A 21,228-nucleotide genomic window follows, 5' to 3' on the forward strand; every position below is an offset into this window, starting at 1 on the left:
TTTAATCTTTCCTCAAAGAAAAAGAGCTTGAAAATCTAATTTTCAAGCACCCTGAATTAATTATGAATGATGAATTACGAATGATGAATTGTGGAATAAACTCACAGAGTTTAGAAGGTATATATTTTTAGAAACTCTTCGAGTTTCATCCTTAATTCATCACTCATCATTCATAATTCATCATTGACTTAGTTAATTATTAACTAAGTTAATAATTTATTTGTATTCTTTTGCTTCTTCTTCCCCACTTAATACTCTAATTCCACCTTGTGCTAATGCTAAAAGCTCATCTTCTCCTGGATATACTTTTACTGGTGCAATCCAACCTATGGCTTTTTTCAAATCATCTACTACAAATGGTGAATATGCTATTCCTCCAGTTAAAATTATTGCATCAACTTGACCTTTTAATACAGTTGACATGGCTCCTATTTCTTTAGCTACTTGATAAATAAATGCATCATAAACTAATTTACATTTTTCATCTCCATCATTTTTCTTATCGATAACAGATTTTAAATCATTGGTTCCTAAATAAGCAACTACTCCACCTTTTCCTACTATTTTCTTATATACTTCATCCTTACTATACTTTCCACTGAAGCACATTTTAATAAGTTCTCCAGCAGGTACTCCTCCAGCTCTTTCTGGTGAGAATGGACCATCTCCATCTAAAGTATTATTTACATCGATGACTTTTCCATATTTATGAGCACCTACAGAAACACCACCACCCATATGAGTAACTACAAGCTTAAGGTCTTCATATTTTTTGCCACTTTCCTTTGCAAGTCTTTTTGCAACTGCTTTTTGATTTAATGCATGGAATATACTTATTCTTCTTAATTCTGGTACTCCAGATAATCTTGCTACATCGCTTAGTTCATCAACTACCACTGGATCAACTATAAAAGCTCTTACATCTGCTTGCTCTGCAATTTCTTGTGCTAATATTCCACCTAAATTTGAAGCATGAGGTCCTTGAACTCCTATCTTTAAATCTTCAAGTAAAGCCTTGTTTACTTCATAAGTACCGCTTGGAATTGGTTTTAAAAGTCCTCCTCTTCCTACTACTGCATCTAATGTGTTTATATTAAAGTTATTTTCTCTTAAAACATTAAGGATTACTTCTTTCCTAAAATCCTTTTGTGAATAAATAGTTTCAAATTGCCCTATTTCTTCTGCACTATGCCTTAAAGTCTTTTCAAAAATTTGTTTTTCATCTTCATAAACACCAATCTTAGTTGATGTTGAACCTGGATTTATTATTAATAATCTAAATGCCATTTTTAAACCTCCCAATAATTCTTATTTGTTTTCAGCTACTAATGCAGCTAATGCTATAGAATTAACCTTTGTTTCAAAACTATCGGCTCTTGAAGTTAAAATTACTGGTGCTGATGTACCTACCAATATTCCACCGTTTTTAGTATTAGCAGTATAAGTTAATGTTTTATACATAACATTAGCTGTTTCAATATTAGGTAATAATAAAATATCTGCATTTCCTGCAACTGGTCCGCTTATTCCCTTATGTTCAGCTGCTTCAATTGATAAAGCATTATCTAATGCTAAAGGTCCATCAACTATACAGCCTTTAATTTGCCCTCTATCGCTCATCTTTGATAATAGTGCTGCATCTACTGTTGCTTGCATATTTTCATTTACAACTTCCACTGCACATATTGGAGCTACCTTTGGTGTTGATATTCCACATGCCTTTGCTACAACCACTGAATTTCTAATTATTTGAGCTTTATCTTTTAATTCAGGATAAGTGTTAAATGCTGCATCTGTTAAAAGAATTAATCTATCAATACCTTCTATTTCAAAAACAGCTACATGAGACATTAACTTTCCTGTTCTAAGCCCAACTTCCTTATTTAATACGCTTCTTAAAAACGTTGCAGTATCTAATAATCCCTTCATAAGCATATCTGCTCGCCCTGTGGATACTAATTCAACTGCATGTAATGCTGCTTTCTTAGGATCTTCTATATTTACTATTTCAAATTTATTTAAATCCATACCTATGTTCTTTGCAATTAAAGTTATTTCTTCTTTATTTCCAACTAATATTGCATCAGCTATTCCTCTATCATTTGCTTCTTTAACAGCTTCTAAAACTGGTTCATCCTGTGCTACTGCTACTGCCACTTTTTTTCTTTGAATCCCTTTTAATTTTGTTAATAAATCATCAAAGCTCTTACTCATAATACACCTCTTAACTTTTACTTTATCCATTTTATTATATTTTTTGGTAATTTTTATAATATTTTACATTTATATTTTATCAAACTTTATCATAAATTCCTAAACTTTCAGAAAACTTTTATCTATTTTTTAACAGTACAAAAGTGGCTGACGTAGCTTCAGCGAAGAAAGCAACTTTTGTTAGCCAACCAAAAGGTTCTAAAAGAAAAATAAGTCCTTACAAAAATTTAATTAATTATTTTTCTTTTACGGTTCTTTTGGGGCACTATAATTTTCTTTTTAACGCATTAGTAACATTGTATATAAGAAATGGCTAATTTATTAGTATTGCCTATGCTAAAATTTCTATACTTTCCTAAGCGTTAAAAAAACAATGAATCAAGTATATTGATTCATTGTCATTTTTCCTAGTTATCTAGTCTTGCATATTTTCCTATGATTTTTTCGGCAACCTTTATACCATCTACAGCTGCAGAAATAATTCCTCCTGCAAATCCTGCACCTTCTCCACAAGGATAAACACCTTCAATAGAAACACTTTCAAAATCTTCATTTCTTGGCATTCTTATAGGTGCTGACGTTCTTGTTTCCACACCTGTAAGAACTGCATCATCCATGCCATACCCTTTAATTTTTCTATCAAAGTTAACTATACCTTCTTTAATTGATTCAACAACGAAGTCTGGCAGGCATTCTCTCATGTCTACAAGTTTATATCCTGGTTTATATCCTGGTGTTACAGAACCTATTTTAGTAGAAGCTCTATCCTTCATAAAATCTCCTACAAGTTGTACAGGTGCATTATAATTAGCCCCACCTACTTTATAAGCAAGCTCTTCATACTTTCTTTGGAATTCTACACCTGCTAAAACATGATCACTACCAAAATCTTCTGGATGTACTTGAACAACTAATGCTGAATTAGCATTTTCTAAGTCTCTAGCATGATAACTCATTCCATTAGTAACAACTCTTCCCTCTTCTGATGCTGCCGCTACTACTACTCCACCTGGACACATACAGAATGAATATACTCCTCTTCTACTTTCTTTACATTGATAAGTAAGCTTATAATCTGCTGCCTTCAACTTAGGATGATTATGGAACTTACCATATTGACTTTTATTGATAAGATCTTGTGGATGCTCTATTCTTACCCCGATGGCAAAAGCCTTTTGTGCCATTTCAAGACCTACTTCATAAAGCATTTCATAAGTATCTCTAGCACTATGTCCTAATGCTAATATGACAGCTTCACAAGAAATTTCTTCACCATTTACTATTATACTTTTTACCTTACCATTTTCTTTATTTATGTATTCAAGCTTAGAAGAAAATCTTACTTCTCCACCTAACTGAATAATCTTCTTTCTTATGTTCTTAACAACATCTTTTAAGATATCAGTACCAACATGTGGCTTTCCTATGTAAGTAATTTCTTCTGGAGCTCCACCTTTAACAAGCTCTGCTAAAACATAATCACATCTTTTATCTTTTATTCTTGTAGTAAGCTTTCCATCTGAAAAGGCTCCTGCTCCACCTTCACCAAACTGTACATTAGATTCTAAATCTAACTTTCCTTCTGTCCAGAATCTATCCACAGTTTCAGTTCTTTTATCCACATCTTCTCCACGTTCTATCACCAATGGTTTATAACCTTTTTCAGCTAACATTAAAGCAGCAAAAATTCCTGCTGGGCCAAATCCCACCACTACAGGTCTATTATTAAGTTTTTCACTACCTGGTTCTACATCTGGTTCATATTTGGTAGCATCTATTTTTACATCCTTATCATGTAATCTTTCCACAAGCTTTTCTTCATTTTTATGTTCTAATTCTATGGCATATGTAAGTCTTATATTATCTTTATTTCTAGCATCTAAGCTTTCCTTTATTATCTTAAAGTTTTTTATCTCATCAATAGATATTCTTAACTTTTTGCTAACTTTCTTTTTTAATATACTTATATCGTCATCTAAGCTAAGTACTATATTATTTACTCTTATAGTCATATAATCACCTTCTCAATTATTATTTCCTAATGTTAGATTATTTTATCATACCTCACATATTAATTAAACACTACGTTAATTAGTTAAGTTGTCTTCGGCTAGTTAAGGAATGAAAAATTAAAAATTCAGAAGGAAATTCCTTTATAGAATTCCTTTTTTAATTATGAATTATGGATTATGAATGATGAATTAAGGATGAAACTCCTAAGGGAGTTTCTAAAAATATATATTTAAAAGAATTTCGTAGAAATTCTCTCCTTAATTTTTTATATACTTGTATATAAAGTTTAACTAGTAAATAAGCGTAGCGATATTTACGACTTAACTTAGCCATTTATGGCTATTTAATTAAGTGCATTAGCGTAGCGTTATGCACTGGTTAACTGAATTACGGTCATTTATGGCGACTTAACTAAGTAAATGAGCGTAGCAACATTTACTTTTTAATTAAAAAATAAAAAGCCCCTTGGGGCTTTTTATAACATCAATTGATAATTCATAATTCATCATTAACTACTATGGCACTAAAGTGCTTTCCTCATCGGTGGTTGTTTCATCAAAAACACCCTCGCTGATTTCTTCTTTAGTTATATTTATTATTACGCTTTCAACACTGCTTATTTCAACACCTTGAACATCTCCTGTAATATTAACAGCTGGAGTTTCTGTGTATTGCCCTGCTTCAGTTATTGAAGATAAATCTATACTAGCTACTATATTTTCTATACTTATAGAATCTAGTTTGCTTTTACTACCTTTAAGTACAATCTTTACTTTATTTGATGAAGCTGTCATATTAAGACCACTTGCTAAACCGCTTGTGGTGTACTCTACTTCAAATACTCTTGTTACTTCATTTTCTTCATTTTCCTTAGTTTCTTCCACTTCAATACTTACTGTAACATATGATATACTTGCTTTTTCTATTCCATCTGGAAAAATTAAAGCAACTTCCTTATTACTGTCTTTTGTTATTATAGATAAATCAATATTTTCCGTGTATATTTCATTGATACTGTCTAAAACCTCTTTAGGACCTGTTATTTCCACATAATCCTGTGATAATTCCATTGATGTTATATTAACATTATCATTGGCACTACCTGTAGTACCCACCTTAATAGGTACTGATTTTCCTGAGTTTACTTTTATAATAACCTGCACTCTTTCAGTTGAAAGTTTTACACCTTCTACAGTATATCCACTATCATCTATAGGTATAACTTCATAATTTTTAACTATATCTTCTGAAACATTATCTTCTTGACCTAATACCACAACTTCCTTAACTTGACTCACTAGTGAATGTGGTCCAGATACTGTCACTGTTTCTGGCTCTATTTCAGGCTGTGCAGCATAATAATTCACTTTGGCTGCTACATCTATTCTGGATTCAACTTTAAAATCTTTTTCTATAAGTTCTTCTATTTTTACTGTCACAACTAAATTAGAAGTATTCTTCACAGTAACATTTGATGGGGTATCCACTATGGTTATGGGGATTGAATTATCACCTACTTTTAATGCATATTCATCTAAATCTATCTGAATTGAAAAATCATCCTTATTTAATTTATATACATCCTGGCTATACCCTTCAACTTTTAAATCTACATAAATATTTTGATTTGGTACTAATGCTATTCCCTGATCTGATAAAGCATTAGCATTTAAAAGCTGTACCGGAACCTTGCTTACTTCTACAGTCCTTATTGGATTTTCAGTATTTGTTACATATAGCCATAACCCAATGGATATAAAAAGCGATACAACTTGAACTATTATTTTTTGCTTAGTTTTCCAGCTATCCATCCCTTCACCTTCTTGCTTGCAGTTTTAACTCTTTTATTTTCTCTTTCTTCCATTATTTTTAATAGTATAATCTTCAATCTGTCTCTATCATAATTTCTTGTAAGCCTTCCGTTGATGGCTAATGAAATTATTCCTGTTTCCTCTGAAACCACTATCACTAAGGCATCAGATATTTCAGATAATCCTATGGCCGCTCTATGTCTTGTACCAAGCTTTTTATTTATATCTTGATTAGTAAGTGGTAACACACATCCTGATGCTAATATTCTTCCTTTTCCTATTATTGTTGCACCATCATGTAATGGTGTATTAACAACAAATATATTCTCTAGAAGATTTGCTGATATTTTTGAGTCTATCTCTGTACCTGATGCTATTAACTCTCCAAGTCCTGTTCCTTGTTCAATGGCAATTAATGCTCCTGTTTTAGTTTCTGCAAGATTAATAACTGCTTCAACTATTTCATTTACATTTTTATTCCTCTGTTCTTCATTTTCAAAGCCATGCTTATCTTCAAAAGCGCTTCTTCCAAGGTGCTCCAATGCCCTTCTTATCTCAGGCTGAAAGATAATTACCACTGATAAGACACCTATAGCTAATGTCTTATTTAATATGTAATATAACATTGATAAATTAAATAAATAACTTATTGGTATTAATACTATAATTAAAGCAATTCCTTTTAATAATTGTTCTGCTCTTGTTTCTTTTATTAAAAAGTATCCTTTATAAAAAATAAAAGCCACAACTACTATATCTATACATGCACTTATTGAAATATTTCTTAAGGCATTTACAATCATTGAAACCAACTCTTCCATAACTTCACCACCATTACTTTTCTATTTAAATTATACACTATAACTTATCTTTTTTAACAATATCTATAATATTTTTAAGTTTATCTTAATAAATTTATGTAAAGACAATTTTTCAAGGATGTGATTTTTAATGAATATCAATAAAGAGTATTTTAAAAAGAATTTTAACTTCATAATTTGTCTTACAATATCTATTATCATTACCTCAACCTGTGTTATTCTTTTAAATATTAGCTCTAATATAAAAAGCACCACTGCCTCTAGTAATCTTTCAACTTATGCTCTTATAGCTAATAATATTAATTCAATTAATTCTTCACTTAATAATTGTATTGCAGATACTTCACTAAATATCGATGCAGCTTCATCTTTATTAAAAAATGGCCTTTCTGATCTAGATAATTGCAAAACATCTTTAGCTAATTTAACATCTAATAACAATAGCCAAATAGCTATTAATCTACTAAAAGCATTGGATAATACTTATGATTTATACACATATTGCCTTAACTACATTTCTACATATGAAGACTATTCATTAGATGAACTTACAGCTAATTTAGATGCCTTAAAAAATAACTGTATTGCTTCTTATTCCAAGCTGTCTGATGAAGGCATTTCACTTAATTATAGTAGTTCTTTAGAAAACTTTTTATACGCATTTGTTTCTCATTATTCTAAATTAAATCAAAGTAAGATTCAAAGTGAACTTAAAAATGCACAAGTTGCAGAATTTATTACTAAGCTTTCAACTATCTCTAATAACTTTTCCAATCTTTTAGAAGACCTTAAACCAGCAGTTGAGCGTATTCGTGAAGAAAATAGAAGCTTTGATTCCATTCTTAATGATTTAAATGATAAAGAAGATTCCTTTAACTCTTTAAAGAAAGATTTAAGCACACTCTCTATTCCGGAAGGTTATTTAAATTATTATAATAATTTAAATGATATATTTTCTTTGTATTCATCTTATTTAAATTCAATCCGTACTGCAATAATCTATGAACGCTCTTCTTCTGGATATGAAAAAAATAAAAACGTAATTGATAAAAATTATGATACTGCTTATGAAAAGTATAATAATGTTTTAGACAATATCCATGAATTTTTAAGCTTATTAGAAAATTCTTAGTATTATTTTTCTCCTTATGGTTACACTATATTCTGATTGGGTTGTAACCAAAAGGAGGTTTTTTATGAAATTGGTTAATTTTTTAATTATTTTTATTTTAACCCTTTCTCTTTCAGCGAATATTAGCTGCAAAGGTTATGAACTAGCAGATAATATTAATTTATTAAAAAATTTAAAGTATGATGAAAATGTTGAAAGCTTAAATTGCTCTAATGAGAGCTGTATAGATTTATCTGATAATGATTATGTAGAAGTTTTTTCAGATAATAATAGTTCAATTTATTTAACAGAAAATGACATATATATTATGTCTCAAGTTGTATATGCTGAAAGTAAAGGCGAGCCATTTGAAGGAAAGGTAGCCGTAGCATCTGTAATCTTAAACCGTGTGTTAAGTCCACAATTTCCTGATACGGTTCAGGAAGTAATATTCCAACCCTATGCTTTTTCTTGCGTAGTGGATGGAAAGATTACCGTTGAGCCATCATCAGAGTGTTTTGATGCTGTTTATGATGCCATCAAAGGCTATGATCCAACTGGCGATGCGTTATTTTTTTATAACCCTGAAACCGCAACCTGCAGCTGGATGAAAAGTGTAGAAAAATCTGATACTACTTTGATAGGTCAGCATTTATTTTTCTCTTTGGCTTATTAAGAAATAAGAGGCTATATCTTACTTAGATATAACCTCTTATTTTTTATTAATAAAAAATATTATCTGTAATAGCCTTACCATTTTCCACAACTATTTTTCCTTTGGCTATTACACTATCTATCTTTAAATCTTTATCATCTATAATAACTAAATCTGCATCTTTGCCTGCTTCAATAAAGCCTTTACTCCTTAATTTTAATAACTCTGCCACATTTGAAGTTATTACTTTAATAGCCGTTTCCATTGGAATATTATATTGTTTCACAGCTTCCTTAACTTCTCCATATAAACTTGATACATTGCATATTCCTAATCCTAATAATTTACCTTTATCAAAAACAGGCATACTTCCATTGCCATCAGAAGAAAATGTTATATTTTCTATATTAACTCCTTTACTTAATAAATATGCCAATGCTTCTGATGCTCTCATTTCTTCAGGCTCTAAATGCTTTGGGTCTGAACTTGTGGTTAAGTCTATATACCCATTCTTCTTGGCATATCTTAAGCCTTCATTTAATAACTGTTTACTTCTGTTAAGATGGGTTGGTAATAATTGTGTTGTGGGTATTTCTGTTTCCTCTATCATTTTAAAAAGATAATCTAATTTTTTCTTGCCATCACCTAAATGGATATTTACAATCCCAGCTTTTCCTGATAATAATCCACCTACCCTTGTTTCTGATACAGCTCTAATAAATTCATCATAAGTAGGCTGTGTGCTTCTATGATCTGATAAAGCAATTTCTCCTACTCCTATTATCTTTTCTATCAATATTACATCTTTCTTTATGCTGCCTGTTAAGGTCTTTACAGGTATATCATATGACCCTGTATAACAATATGCTGTTATTCCCTCTTCTTCTAATGCATTTGCTTTTGCTAAAAGTGTTTCCATATTTCTACATACAGAGTCAGTACCTAAACATCCTACCACTGAAGTTATTCCACTTTCTATGAGAGTTTTTACATTTATCTCTGGAGTACGGGTGCCAAATCCACCTTCGCCACCTCCACCAATAATATGAACATGTGAATCTATAAATCCAGGAAGGCATGCCTTTCCACGTCCATTTATCCTTCTAATTGTAAGAAAATCTTCTGGTACTTTTACTTTGTCATATATTCCTTCTATTTTCTCTCCTGCTAAAACTATTGTTTTTATACCTAAATATTTGGGATGATAAACTTTAATATCCTCAATTATAGTAATTATAGTTATTCGCCTCCTTTATTTAGAGATTATTTGAGAGATCTTGCTGTTATTATATATGGAATTACTAAACTCCTTCTTTATATGTTCTGCGTATTCTTTACTCTTATTTAAATCTGTATCTTCATATGCTAAGGCTAATTTGTAATATATTTCCTCAATATATGTTTCATCATATTTAGCAATATATTCTTCATAATATCCTATAGCTTCTTTAAACTGATTCTTTTCGTAATAACATGATGCTAGTAAGAATAATATATGCTTATGATAATATGTATCTAAATCACTATTATAAGCACTTTTTAATACTTCTATTGCATCATCATATTTTTCTCCATCAAATAAATCAATTGCCTGTTCATATGCTTTTTCAATTTCTTCTTCTGAATAAAGCTTATTAATTTGCTCCTTTTCTACATCTTCTAATATAGTGACATCATTAGCCTCTTCATTTATCATTATTTCTTCATTTACCACTAGACCATCATTTTTATTAGATAAAATATCTTTATTATCTTTATTGCCTATATTTATTACATTAAATATGGCTGTAGCACTTATTAATATTAGTAAGATTATCATACCCATCTTCTTCATTGAACTTTTGAATTCATCTCTTGGATCTTGTAAATATCCATTGATTTGATTCTTTATTTCAAGAGCTGTCTTTCCTTCTTTATTGATATTCAGTGCCTTTTCATTGAATTCCATGGCTCTTAAATAGTTGCCTTTTCTTAAGTAGCATATTGCTAAAGAATTATTAACATTTATGCTATTAAAGTCACTGACCCTGCATTTTTCTAACTTTTCTAAGGCATCATCTATTTTAAATTCTCTAATGTCACTTTCTGCTAAAGAATATAACTTAAGGTTTTCCTCATCTTTTTTTGCATCATTAAGATAAATTTTTGATATTTCATCATTATTATAATGGCTATTTATCTGCCATACAGCTATTGCTCCCTTTAAATCTCCTTTTATATATAATAGCATTCCCTTTAAATTTAATAATCTCACATCTTTTAAATTTAAAGATATGCCTTTTTCACATTGTTCCAATGCTTTCTCAATATAGCCTCCATGGTAATTATCCATGGCCTTTTCATATATTTTATTAAGTCTATTTCCCATCATTGTCTCCATTAATTAAAATTTACTATATATACTATCGTTATTATATATACAATACTAAACCAAGTATTGCAGCAATTACAATCACCAATATAGGATGTACTTTTTTTGACCAAAGTACCACTGCAATTATTAAAGTAATAACAATACTCTTCCAATCCTTATAAGCATCTACTGCCAAATCCCAAAAAGCATATATTATCAGTGCTATAAGTGCTGGCCTCATTCCTAATAGTGCTGATTTAACTATTTTAGATTCCTTAAATTTATCCAAGACCCTATTTATGATTATCACTAAAATAAATGAAGTAGTTATTACCCCTAAAGTAGCAACTATACTACCTATCACTCCATTAATCTTATATCCAACAAAAGTTGCCGAATTAATTGCCACTGGCCCTGGCGTCATTTGTGAAATACCAATTATATCGGTAAATTCGGTACTGCTTATCCAATTATTTTTCTCCACAATCTCCTTTTGAATAAAAGGAAGCATTGCATATCCGCCGCCAAAACTAAAAGTTCCTATCTTTAAAAAGGCTAAATATAATTTTATTAATAATTTCATAGCTATACCTTCCCTCTTAAAAATATTGCTCCATAAAGCCCTGACACTATTATTACCACCACAGGATTTATATCAAAAAATATTAATGCAATTAGTGAAATAACTATTGTTATAAGGCTTCTTAGATTTTTGGGTATTCCTTTTCCTAAACTTATAGCCCCTACTAATACAAGCATTGGTACTGCTGCTGTTATTCCCATAAAAGCAGCATTAACATAGTAATTATTTCTAAATTGCATGAAAAAGGCAGCTATTAAAATAATTATCACGAAAGATGGTAATATTACTGCAATTAAGGCTGATATGGCGCCTAAAATTCCAGCTATCCTATACCCTAAAAAAATGGATGTATTAATGGCCATTGCACCGGGAAGACTTTGAGCCACTACCAACACATCCATAAACTCATCTTTATTAAGCCATTTCTTATTGCTAACTACTTCCTGTTCAATTAATGGAATCATTGCATATCCACCACCAAAAGTAAATGCTCCAATCTTAAATATAGATAGAAAAATATCAAAAATAATTTTCATAAAATCACCACCCAAGATTATTATACCTAAATAATGTAAAGCAAATACTAATGTCATTAAAAATAAAAAAATTAATACCATCTAACCTTTTACATAAAAAATAAGAGGTAAAGTATTTAATAACTTTACCTCTTATTTTTTATATTATTCTTGTTCTAAGATTATTTTCTTAGCATTTAAGATTGAAGTAGCACTCATTGAGAACTCATCTAGTCCGTATTCAACAAGTGTTGGAATAGCAGCTTCATCTCCTGCCATTTCTCCACACATTCCAACCCATTTACCATTCTTATGAGCTCCATCTATAGTCATCTTTATTAATCTTAATACAGCTGGGTGCATTGGATTGTAAAGGTATGAAACTTTTTCGCTCATTCTGTCAGCAGCTAATGTGTATTGGATTAAGTCGTTTGTTCCTATTGAGAAGAAATCAACATACTTAGCTAATTCATCAGCCATTACTGCAGCTGCAGGGATTTCAACCATGATACCCCATTGAATTGAATCTGAAGTAGCTATTCCTTCAGCATGTAATTCTGCTCTACATTCTTCTACGAATTCTTTTGCAGCTTGGAATTCTTCTAATCCTGAAATCATCGGGAACATAACTGCTAATTTACCGTATACTGAAGCTCTAAGTAAAGCTCTTATTTGAACTTTGAATATGTCTTTTCTATCTAAACATAATCTTATAGCTCTGTATCCTAAGAATGGGTTCATTTCTTCTGGTAATGGTAAGTAAGGTAATACCTTATCTCCACCGATATCTAATGTTCTTATAACAACTTGTTTTCCGTTAGCTTTTTCTAATACAGTTTTGTATGCTTCAAATTGTTCTTCTTCAGTTGGAGCTGCATCTCTATCCATGTATAAGAATTCAGTTCTGAATAAACCTACACCATCTCCACCGTTAGCTAAAACTTGATCTATATCTTCTGGCTTACCGATGTTTCCACAAACTTCTACTCTTTTACCTGATTTAGTAACTGTTTTAACTTCGATAAGTTTCTTTAATTCTTCTTGTTCTGCTTTGAAAGCTTCTTGCTTAGCTCTGTATTCTGCTACTACTTCTTCTGAAGGGTTAATTATAGCTATACCTTTAATACCATCAACTATAACTAAGTCTCCATTTTTAACTGAAGTAGTTATATCTCCTAAACCAACTACTGCTGGTATTTCTAATGTTCTAGCCATGATAGCTGAGTGAGAAGTTCTTCCTCCAATGTTAGTTAAGAAACCAACAACTAATGATCTATCTAATTGAGCTGTATCTGATGGAGTTAAATCGTGAGCAACTACAACTGTGTTCTTTTCAGTTATAGCGAAATCACTTCCACCTTTTCCTGCTAAGTTAGAAATTATTCTCTTAGAAACGTCTTTAACGTCAGCTGCTCTTTCTCTCATATATGCATCTTCCATTGATTCAAATATCATAACGAAAGTATCTGTTACCATTTGAACAGCTTTCATTGGATTTATGCTTTCATTTTCTATAGTGTTTTCCATTTCTCCAGCAAATCCTGGGTCATCTAATAATTCTAAGTGTGCTGCGAAAACTTGAGCTTCGTGCTCACCGATTTCTTCTAAAGTCTTAGCTTTGATAGCTTCTAATTGAACTTTTGAAGCTTCTAAAGCTTTGTTTAATTCTTCTTTAGCAGCAGCAACATCTGTTACCTTCTCATCTGTTATAACTATTTCTTCATGTTGTTGAATAAATACTTTACCTATTGCATATCCTTTTGAAGCAGCAATACCATTTTTCATTGCGATTTCCTCCCTGCATTATAACAATGTAATTGTTTAACATTGTAATTCCATAGTTAATTAAAATATTATGATTATCTTTTAATTATAACATAAATTCTCTGAATATTATCAAAATTTCTTGAATTTTTAATATATTCTCAAAATTCCTTATATTTTTTTGAATAAGTAACATAATTAAAACACTTTTTTTGTTATTTTTCCCATAATAGTACTGTAAACGTTACTCTTAAAGATCATCTATTAATACACTAGCCTTTGCATATGCTGTAGATTTTGCTTCAAAAAAGTCAGTTTTTACTGAATTTGCATCTGCTAAAATATCTACCCATTTAGCTGGATTTTCATCATAACCTTCAAAAATAGCTTCAAATCCAATTTCTTTTAGTCTTCTATTTCCTAAGTATTTTATATAACTTTCAATTAAATTACTATTTATCCCTTGAATTTTATCACCAATTACATATTTTCCCCAGTTAATTTCATTTTCAACACCGATTTTCATCATTTGTCTTAACTCTTCTTTTAATTCTTCTGTAAATACTTCCGGTTCTTCTTTCATAAGCTCTCTAATTATGCTTCTAAATAACCAAAGGTGAGTATTTTCATCTCTATTAATATATCTTATTTCTTGAGCTGAACCTGGCATCTTTCCGTTTCTCTCTAAATTGTAGAAGAACATAAAGCCAGAATAGAAGTATATCCCTTCTAGGATGTAATTGGCCATAACTGCCTTCACTAGATTTTCTACAGTAGGCTCTTCTAAAAAGCTATTATATTGAGCTCCTATAAATTTATTTCTTTCTAATAATACTTCATCATCTTTCCATTGATATAGTATTTCATTTCTCTTTTCTGGAGAACATATAGTATCCAGCATATAGCTATAGCTTTGAGAGTGTACAGCTTCTTGGAAAGCCTGTATTGTAAGACATAAATTAATTTCACTAGCTGTAATATAATTATTTATATTTCCTAAATTAGCTGTCTGTATTGAATCTAAGAATATTAAAAATGACAGTATCTTATCATATGCAGTTTTTTCTGCCTCTTCTAACTTGTTATAGTCTTTTAAATCTTGTGCTAAATTAATTTCTTCAGGTATCCAAAAATTATTCATCGCTTGTCTATACCACTCTGAAACCCATCCATATTTCATATTATTAAAATCATTTAAGTTAGTAGTATTACCATTAATCATTCTTTTTTTACTGACTTCAACATCCCCATTTTCATTAAATAAAGCTCTCTTTTTTACATCCATATTATTTACTCCCAAATATTTTATATTTTTATTATGCTGAGCAACTTTCACACTCTTCCACTGTTAGTGATTTTGATCTTACATAATATATTGATTTCACTCCACATTTACATGCATTTATATATAAATTCATTATTTGTCTCATAGTAAAATCTGTTGTAATGTATAAATTAAAAGATTGTCCTTGATCTATATGTCTTTGACGTATTCCATTAACTTTAACACTAAAGTTTTGATCTACATTATATGCTGAATTATAGAACCAGAAGTTTTCCCAGCTTAAATTAGGTGCTGTCTTTGGTACTATGCTTCCTTTTTTCTCTTCTAGCCAAAATCTTGCCATAACTGGATCTACACCTTCTGATGTACCTGCTATAGTAGCTGTTGAACCGTTTGGTGCTACTGCTATTAAGTATCCATTTCTTAATCCATTTTCATTTACTTCCTTCTTTAATTCATTCCATCTTTCACTAGAATAATCTCTTAATTTAAAGTAATCTCCATTTTGCCAATCAGAGCCTGCAAAGCATTCATATGAACCTTTTTCTTTAGCAATCTTCATACTTGCTTTTATTGCATAATAATTAATATTTTCATATACTTTATCAGCAAACTCTAAGTGCTTTTCTTCTCCCCAGTGAATTTTGTTGTTAGCAAGCATATGATGATATCCACTGGTTCCAAGGCCTATTGCTCTATATTTCTTATTAGTGATTTCAGCAAATGGAATAGCATAGTAATTTAAATCAATTACATTATCCATGGCTCTTATTTGTGTTTCTACAACATATTCAATTTCCTTTTCATCATTTACATTAACATTACCTAATACTATTGATGAAAGATTACATACAACGAAATCACCAGCTTTTGTTTTTTCAATTACTATTTTATCCCCATTTTTATCAAAGACTTCTTTTTGTTGTATTTCCATTGCACTCATGTTTTGCATTATTTCCGTACAAAGATTAGAAGAATAAATAATTCCCTTATGCTTATTTGGATTCATCTTATTAACAGTATCTCTGTAAAATGCAAATGGTGTGCCTGTTTCTGCTGCACTTTTTATAATTAATCTTACAATATCTTTAACACTCATGACACGCTTAGAAATTCTATCGTCATTAACACATTCATAATACTTTTCTTCCCACTCTTCACCATAGAAATCTTCTAATGAATATCCTTTAACAACTTTAATCTCATGAGGACACATCATGTACCAATTTGCATTAATATCTTCCTCTGCCAATCTCCAGAATAAATTTGGATAACATAATCCTGGAAAAACATCATGAGCTTTCTTTCTATCATCTCCATTATTAGTTCTTATTTGAAGAAACTCTGGAATATCTTTATGCCATGCATCAAGCCATATTGCTACAGATCCATTTCTAACTCCAAGCTGATCTACTGCTATTGCAGTATCATTAAATAATTTAATCCATGGAATAACCCCTCCAGCAGCTCCTTTAAAACCTCTTATACTTGATTCTAAGGCTCTAACCTTTCCTATGTATATTCCCATTCCACCACCAAATTTAGAGACATTGGCAAAGTTATCTAGAGATTTATATATTCCATTTAAACTATCATCAACTGTATCAATGAAGCATGAGCTTAATTGATAAAATGGCTTTCTTGCATTAGACATAGTTGGCGTTGCCATTGTAGCTTTTAATGAACTTAAAACATCGTAGAATCTCTTAGCCCATTCTATTCTCTTATATTTTTCTTCTGGAATTGCTAAATGCATAGCTATTCCCATAAACATCTGTTGTGGCAACTCTAATGTATTCTTATTATAATCATGTATTAAATATCTTTTAGCTAGTAAATCAATTCCGCTATAAGTAAATAGATAATCTCTTTCTGGCTTTATATATTTTTCTAATTCAGCTACTTCTTCTTGTGAATAATTTTCTAAAATATATTTTCCATATAAATTTTTTGCGGTCATTTCTTCAATAAAATTATAAAAATTGCTATATGGTTTTTCTTCTTTTAATCCTCTATTATTACTTACTTCTTTGTATAACTTATAAATATATATCTTTGAAGCTGCATACTGCCACTTTGGTTCACTTTCTGTTGTTAATTCTAAAGCACATTGCATAACAGATAATAATATTTCCTCTTCAGTCATTCCTGGTCTTATTATATTACTACAGCTTTTAATTAATTTTTCTTCATTATATATTCCATCTTTATCCTTTATATCTTCTATAGCAAATTTACATATTTTATTCATTTAGCCATTTCCTCTCTTCTACTACATATAGTATATTCTATATACATATTTTCATTATTCCACACAATATATTGTCTTATTATAAACTCACATTTTTAATTTGTAAAAATAGTTTTTTTATTGTTTTACTCTAATTTTTTAAAAATTTTCTTTTTTTCCTCTTCTATTCTCTTTTAATCAATAGTTTTTATTTATTAATAATTAATATCTGTTGGTAAAATTTTTTCCACTTCCTATTGCCTGTCCTTTACTATATAATCTATTATATTAATTGAAAATCTAAAGATATTGATAAGGAGAACTTTTATGAAGATGTTTTTAAAAAACAAGATAGTTATTCTAGATATTATACTTATAATTTGTGGAACATTTATTTCTTCATTGGGAATAAACTTATTTATTTCTAATGCTAGACTTCTTAGTGGTGGTGCAACAGGTATCGCACTTATTTTTGAATATGCTATGAACATTCCTTCAGGGCTTATTGTATTCTTAATAAACATTCCATTATTCTTTATAAGTTATAAATTTTTAAGCAAACGCTTTACAATATATACTGCTATAGGAATGATTTCATTCTCTACAGCACTTATTGTAACTAAGCCACTATCATCATTAGTGCGTGTAGATGATCTACTTCTTTATTGCATTTATGGTGGTGTGATAAATGGTATTGGTGCTGGACTAGTTTTTTCAAGAAATGGTTCCACTGGAGGAACTGATATTATTACCATGGTAATTCGAAAAAAACACCCTAATTTTGAAATAGGTACGGTTAATTTCTATTTCAATTTAATAATTGTTGCTATTGGTGCATTGATCTTTGGATTACCTCAAGCACTTTACACATTAATATCAATGTATATTCAAGGATTTGTTATTGATAAAGTAATTAATGGATTTAATAGCAAAAAGCTATTCCTGGTATTGACTGATCGCGAAAAAGATATTATTGATTTTGTATTAAAAGATATGAATAGAGGAATAACTTCCTTAATGGCTGAAGGTGAATTTACAGGACATAAGAGAAAACTTCTATATGTAGCTGTAACCACTTCTCAAATGGTCAGTTTAAGAAGAAAAATTTTAAATATAGATCCAAATGCTTTCATTACCATAGTTGATGTTTCAGAAGTAAAAGGTAACGGATTCCAATCAATATAACAAAAACACAGCTTAACAGCTGTGTTTTTCTAATTATGAATTATGAGTGATGAATGATGAATTAATGAATAAACTCACAGAGTTTATAAAATATATATTTTTCAGAAACTCTTCGAGTTTCATCCATAATTCATCATTCGTAATTCATCATTCATCATTATCTAAGTTCATCATTATCTAAATGCTTTTCAAGTATTGAGCTTGTCCTATTTCATATAGATTATTTCCTTCACTATCTATAATAACTGTAAGTGGCATGTCTTTCACTTCTATTCTTCTTATTGCTTCTGCTCCTAAGTCCTCATAGGCCACAATTTCTGAAGATATTATACATTTGCTTATAAGTGCTCCTGCACCTCCTATGGCTCCAAAATAAATGGCTTTATTTCTGTTAATTCCTTCAACTACTTCCTCACTTCTTGCTCCCTTACCAATCATTCCTTTTAACCCTAAGTCTAAAAGCACTGGTGCATATTTATCCATTCTATAACTTGTAGTTGGACCTGCCGAACCAATTACTTGCCCTGGTTTTGCTGGTGTAGGTCCTACATAATATATCACTGCATCCTTAAGCTCAATAGGTAGCTTTTCTTTTTCCTCTATAAGTTTAACAAGCCTTCCATGAGCTGCATCCCTTGCCGTATAAATTATTCCGTTTAATAAGACATTGTCTCCAGCCTTTAAATTTACAGTTTGTTCTTCAGTTAAAGGAAGATATATTCTCTTTTCCATAAATATCACCTATAAAACCCTTTCTTTGTGTCTAGTAGCATGACAATTTATATTTACTGCAACTGGAAGTCCTGCAATATGAGTAGGATATGTTTCTATATTTAAAGCTAATGCTGTAGTCTTTCCTCCAAATCCTTGAGGCCCAATACCTATTTTATTTACCTCTTCTAACAACTCTTTTTCTAAATTGCCATAAAACTCATCAGTATTATTTTCATTAACAGGCCTTATTAATGCTTTTTTAGCAAGATATGCTGCTTTATCAAAGCTTCCACCTATACCAATACCTATTACTATTGGTGGACATGGATTAGGACCAGCCATTCTTACTGTTTCAAGTACAAAGTTCTTTACACCTTCTAATCCATCAGATGGTTTCAGCATAGCAATCCTACTCATATTTTCCGAACCAAAGCCCTTAGGTGCTACGGTTATTTTAACTTTATCTCCTGGCACCATATTGTAATATATTAATGCTGGAGTATTATCATTAGTATTTACTCTATGTAATGGATCTTTAACCACTGATTTTCTTAAAAACCCTTCTGCATATCCCTGTCTTACACCTTCATTAATTGCCTCTTCCAAGCTTCCTCCTGTTATATGGACATCTTGTCCAATATCAATAAATACACAAGCCATTCCTGTATCCTGGCATATTGGCATCTTTTCTGCTGAAGCTATCTGACTATTTTCTAGTATCTTATTTAAAATATTATTTGCTATTGGCCATTTTTCATTTTTTTCTGCCTTTTCTATTGCTTCTTTTACATCATTAGGCAAATAGTAATTTGCTTCTATTGATAACTCCTTAACTGTCTTTATTATTTCATTTACATTTATAGTTTTCATAAAATCCCCCCTTATATTTAAATTTTATACACTTTCTTACATATATTCAATAAAAAAAGTGTAGTTTAAAAGCTACACTTTTTTAATGATGAATGATGAATTATGAGTTATGAATTAAGGTAGAAACTCGAAGAGTTTCTAAGAAATATATTTTCTAAACTCTATGAGTTTATTCCACAATTCATCATTCGTAATTCATAATTCATCATTATTTAAGTTCATCATTATTTAAGTTAATCATTATCTAAGATTTCCTTGGAAATGTCTCTATCCTTAGGTTGCTCCATTACTTTCTTCTGTTGAACTGTCATCACTAAAGTACTGATCAATTCCTTTAACAATTCCATCTACTAATAATTGCTGATGATTATCTGTTTTCAATTTACTTTCTTCATCACTATTTGATAAGAAACCACATTCCACTAATATAGATGCCCCTTCATATTTATCTCTTAAAATTAAATAAGCTTGCCCTGCTGGTTTAGCTACTCTTTTATTACCATCATTAACAGTTGCCTTTATAGAATCCTGTACCACATTTGCTAATCTTTCACTGTCAGAGTTAGATGCATACCATACTTGTGCCCCAAAGCATTTTGCTTGAGGAAACATATTTTCATGGATAGAAATAAAAATATCGCAATTAGTTTCAGTTTTTAATGAAACTCTCTTTTTTAAATCTTCTCTCTTTTTTTCCTTTATACTTTTTCCATTTTCATATAAACCAATATCACTATCTCTAGTCATAAAGACTTTATATCCTCTATCTTCTAAACTATCTCTAAGCTTTAATGCTATAGATAAATTAATTTCTTTTTCCACAGTACCATTTTTAGAAATTGCCCCTCCATCAATTCCTCCATGACCTGGGTCTATCAAGATTATTTTTTCATTTAATTCTTCAGCCTTTACCACTATATTACCTGAAAGAATTAAAAACATACTTATAAAAACTATTATTAACTTCTTCATATTGCTCCTCCACAATCTTTTATCTTTCCTATCTTTATTATGTTTAAAAGCTCTTTTATTATTCTAATGGTAATAATAAAAAAAGTGGCTAACACCACGCTTCAGCGAAGAAAGCAACTTTTGTTAGCCAAC

18 protein-coding genes are annotated in these 21,228 nt (G+C 30.3%); 3 read left to right on the forward strand and 15 right to left on the reverse strand.

Annotation, left to right across the window (positions count from 1 at the left end; translation table 11 throughout):
* Window positions 1-216: 216 nt before the first annotated feature.
* The 5 genes from buk to cdaA all read right to left on the reverse strand — a co-directional run bounded on the left by buk (window position 217) and on the right by cdaA (window position 6,859).
* Window positions 217-1,287, reverse strand: a complete 1,071-nt coding sequence (gene buk, locus Q5O44_RS12600) for a butyrate kinase (protein ID WP_022168793.1) — start codon at window positions 1,285-1,287, stop codon at window positions 217-219.
* 21 nt (window positions 1,288-1,308) lie between these two features.
* Window positions 1,309-2,244: a phosphate butyryltransferase gene (gene ptb, locus Q5O44_RS12605; RefSeq protein WP_291661712.1), complete on the reverse strand. Its 936-nt coding sequence runs from the start codon at window positions 2,242-2,244 to the stop codon at window positions 1,309-1,311.
* A 377-nt stretch (window positions 2,245-2,621) separates the two neighbouring features.
* Window positions 2,622-4,226 carry an NAD(P)/FAD-dependent oxidoreductase gene (locus Q5O44_RS12610; RefSeq protein ID WP_022168795.1) on the reverse strand — a complete coding sequence of 535 codons (1,605 nt, stop codon included), beginning with the start codon at window positions 4,224-4,226 and terminating at the stop codon, window positions 2,622-2,624.
* 516 nt (window positions 4,227-4,742) lie between these two features.
* Window positions 4,743-6,038, reverse strand: coding sequence for a YbbR-like domain-containing protein (locus tag Q5O44_RS12615; protein ID WP_022168796.1), 1,296 nt, complete (start codon window positions 6,036-6,038; stop codon window positions 4,743-4,745).
* Window positions 6,008-6,859 (reverse strand): diadenylate cyclase CdaA, encoded by an 852-nt coding sequence (gene cdaA / locus Q5O44_RS12620; protein WP_022168797.1) that lies wholly within the window; start codon window positions 6,857-6,859, stop codon window positions 6,008-6,010. The genes Q5O44_RS12615 and cdaA overlap by 31 nt, the downstream gene beginning before the upstream one ends.
* 130 nt (window positions 6,860-6,989) lie before the next feature.
* Here cdaA and Q5O44_RS12625 point away from each other — a divergent pair, with 130 nt between their 5' ends.
* The gene (locus tag Q5O44_RS12625; RefSeq protein ID WP_022168798.1) at window positions 6,990-7,991 is read left to right on the forward strand and encodes a hypothetical protein; all 1,002 of its coding nucleotides are present in this window, start codon (window positions 6,990-6,992) and stop codon (window positions 7,989-7,991) included.
* 64 nt (window positions 7,992-8,055) lie between these two features.
* Window positions 8,056-8,646 (forward strand): cell wall hydrolase, encoded by a 591-nt coding sequence (locus Q5O44_RS12630; protein WP_022168799.1) that lies wholly within the window; start codon window positions 8,056-8,058, stop codon window positions 8,644-8,646.
* A gap of 46 nt (window positions 8,647-8,692) precedes the next feature.
* Here the strand turns inward: Q5O44_RS12630 and iadA are convergent, their stop codons facing one another.
* The 7 genes from iadA to Q5O44_RS12665 all read right to left on the reverse strand — a co-directional run bounded on the left by iadA (window position 8,693) and on the right by Q5O44_RS12665 (window position 17,376).
* On the reverse strand, window positions 8,693-9,862 hold the full coding sequence (gene iadA / locus Q5O44_RS12635) for a beta-aspartyl-peptidase (RefSeq protein WP_302638048.1): 1,170 nt from the start codon (window positions 9,860-9,862) through the stop codon (window positions 8,693-8,695).
* A gap of 15 nt (window positions 9,863-9,877) precedes the next feature.
* Window positions 9,878-10,993, reverse strand: a complete 1,116-nt coding sequence (locus Q5O44_RS12640; protein ID WP_022168801.1) for a tetratricopeptide repeat protein — start codon at window positions 10,991-10,993, stop codon at window positions 9,878-9,880.
* Between the two features lie 43 nt (window positions 10,994-11,036).
* A complete protein-coding gene (locus Q5O44_RS12645) occupies window positions 11,037-11,561 on the reverse strand; it encodes a chromate transporter (protein WP_022168802.1) in 525 nt (174 codons plus the stop codon).
* Window positions 11,562-11,563: 2 nt separating this feature from the next.
* Complete coding sequence (locus tag Q5O44_RS12650; protein WP_291661702.1) at window positions 11,564-12,097, reverse strand: chromate transporter; 534 nt, start codon at window positions 12,095-12,097, stop codon at window positions 11,564-11,566.
* A gap of 144 nt (window positions 12,098-12,241) precedes the next feature.
* Window positions 12,242-13,861, reverse strand: a complete 1,620-nt coding sequence (gene ptsP, locus Q5O44_RS12655) for a phosphoenolpyruvate--protein phosphotransferase (protein WP_022168804.1) — start codon at window positions 13,859-13,861, stop codon at window positions 12,242-12,244.
* A 229-nt stretch (window positions 13,862-14,090) separates the two neighbouring features.
* On the reverse strand, window positions 14,091-15,125 hold the full coding sequence (locus Q5O44_RS12660; RefSeq protein ID WP_022168805.1) for a ribonucleotide-diphosphate reductase subunit beta: 1,035 nt from the start codon (window positions 15,123-15,125) through the stop codon (window positions 14,091-14,093).
* Window positions 15,126-15,156: 31 nt separating this feature from the next.
* Window positions 15,157-17,376: a ribonucleoside-diphosphate reductase subunit alpha gene (locus tag Q5O44_RS12665; RefSeq protein WP_022168806.1), complete on the reverse strand. Its 2,220-nt coding sequence runs from the start codon at window positions 17,374-17,376 to the stop codon at window positions 15,157-15,159.
* Between the two features lie 306 nt (window positions 17,377-17,682).
* Here Q5O44_RS12665 and Q5O44_RS12670 point away from each other — a divergent pair, with 306 nt between their 5' ends.
* Complete coding sequence (locus tag Q5O44_RS12670; protein ID WP_022168807.1) at window positions 17,683-18,540, forward strand: YitT family protein; 858 nt, start codon at window positions 17,683-17,685, stop codon at window positions 18,538-18,540.
* A gap of 177 nt (window positions 18,541-18,717) precedes the next feature.
* Here Q5O44_RS12670 and Q5O44_RS12675 read toward each other — a convergent pair whose 3' ends face one another.
* The 3 genes from Q5O44_RS12675 to cwlD form a co-directional block, all read right to left on the reverse strand.
* On the reverse strand, window positions 18,718-19,272 hold the full coding sequence (locus Q5O44_RS12675) for a Fe-S-containing hydro-lyase (RefSeq protein WP_022168808.1): 555 nt from the start codon (window positions 19,270-19,272) through the stop codon (window positions 18,718-18,720).
* A 9-nt stretch (window positions 19,273-19,281) separates the two neighbouring features.
* Complete coding sequence (locus Q5O44_RS12680) at window positions 19,282-20,124, reverse strand: fumarate hydratase (RefSeq protein ID WP_022168809.1); 843 nt, start codon at window positions 20,122-20,124, stop codon at window positions 19,282-19,284.
* 273 nt (window positions 20,125-20,397) lie between these two features.
* Window positions 20,398-21,096: an N-acetylmuramoyl-L-alanine amidase CwlD gene (cwlD, locus tag Q5O44_RS12685; RefSeq protein WP_022168810.1), complete on the reverse strand. Its 699-nt coding sequence runs from the start codon at window positions 21,094-21,096 to the stop codon at window positions 20,398-20,400.
* Window positions 21,097-21,228 lie beyond the last annotated feature (132 nt).

Origin of the sequence: Clostridium sp. CAG:221 (genome assembly GCA_000435835.1) — a bacterium.
Lineage (GTDB): Bacteria > Bacillota > Clostridia > Clostridiales > Clostridiaceae > Clostridium.